The sequence below is a fragment of the Alkalidesulfovibrio alkalitolerans DSM 16529 genome (assembly GCF_000422245.1).
Taxonomy (GTDB): domain Bacteria; phylum Desulfobacterota; class Desulfovibrionia; order Desulfovibrionales; family Desulfovibrionaceae; genus Alkalidesulfovibrio; species Alkalidesulfovibrio alkalitolerans.
Genome location: NZ_ATHI01000021.1, coordinates 1 through 1196 on the forward strand (window position 1 = coordinate 1; position 1196 = coordinate 1196).

At 63.9% G+C, this 1196-nt stretch carries 1 protein-coding gene; it reads left to right on the top strand.

What is annotated here, in order from left to right:
• Position 1 precedes the first annotated feature (1 nt).
• A complete protein-coding gene (tuf, locus tag DSAT_RS07055; RefSeq protein WP_020886886.1) occupies positions 2-1195 on the top strand; it encodes an elongation factor Tu in 1194 nt (397 codons plus the stop codon).
• Position 1196 lies beyond the last annotated feature (1 nt).

A 1196-nucleotide genomic window follows, 5' to 3' on the forward strand; every position in this document is an offset into this window, starting at 1 on the left:
CATGGGCAAGGCGAAATTCGAACGCACCAAGCCGCACGTGAACATCGGCACCATCGGTCACATCGACCATGGCAAGACGACTTTGACGGCCGCCATCACCCGGACCCTCTCCATGAAGGGTTGGGCGGACTTCGTGGCCTTCGACCAGATCGACAAGGCCCCGGAGGAAAAAGAGCGCGGCATCACGATCGCGACGGCGCACGTGGAGTACCAGACGGAGAAGCGTCACTACGCTCACGTGGACTGCCCGGGCCACGCGGACTACATCAAGAACATGATCACCGGCGCGGCGCAGATGGACGGAGCGATCCTGGTCTGCGCGGCGACTGACGGCCCGATGCCGCAGACCCGCGAGCACATTCTGCTTGCGCGTCAGGTCGGCGTTCCTGCGGTGGTGGTCTTCCTGAACAAGTGCGACATGGTCGACGACGAAGAGCTTCTGGAGTTGGTCGAGCTTGAGGTTCGCGAGCTTCTGTCGAAGTACGAGTTCCCCGGCGACGACACTCCGGTGATCCGCGGCTCGGCGCTGAAGGCGCTTGAGGCCGGCAGCGCGGACGACGCGGCCTGCAAGTGCATCTTCGAGCTGATGGAAGCGTGCGACTCGTTCATCCCCGAGCCGGTGCGCGAGATCGACAAGCCGTTCCTGATGCCCATCGAGGACGTGTTCTCGATCTCCGGCCGCGGCACGGTTGTGACGGGTCGTATCGAGCGCGGCGTGCTGAAGGTCGGCGACGAAGTCGAGATCGTGGGCATGAAGGACACGACGAAGACGACCTGCACTGGCGTTGAGATGTTCCGCAAGATCCTGGACCAGGGCCAGGCTGGCGACAACGTTGGCGCGCTGCTTCGCGGCGTGAAGCGCGAGGACGTGGAGCGCGGCCAGGTTTTGGCTGCTCCGAAGTCGATCACACCGCACAAGAAGTTCAAGGCCGAGGTGTACGTGCTGTCGAAGGAAGAGGGTGGCCGCCACACGCCGTTCTTCTCCGGCTACCGCCCGCAGTTCTACTTCCGCACGACGGACGTGACTGGCGTGGTGACGCTGGACGAGGGCGTTGAGATGGTGATGCCCGGCGACAACGCGACCTTCAACGTGGAAATGATCGCCCCCATCGCCATGGAAAAGGGCCTGCGCTTCGCGATCCGCGAAGGCGGCCGTACCGTCGGCGCGGGCGTTGTCTCCGAGATCGTGGAGTAGG

Coding starts and splice junctions, on each gene's coding strand:
- tuf (WP_020886886.1), top strand. CDS start 2: ATGGGCAAGGCGAAATTCGAACGCACCAAGCCGCACGTGAACATCGGC.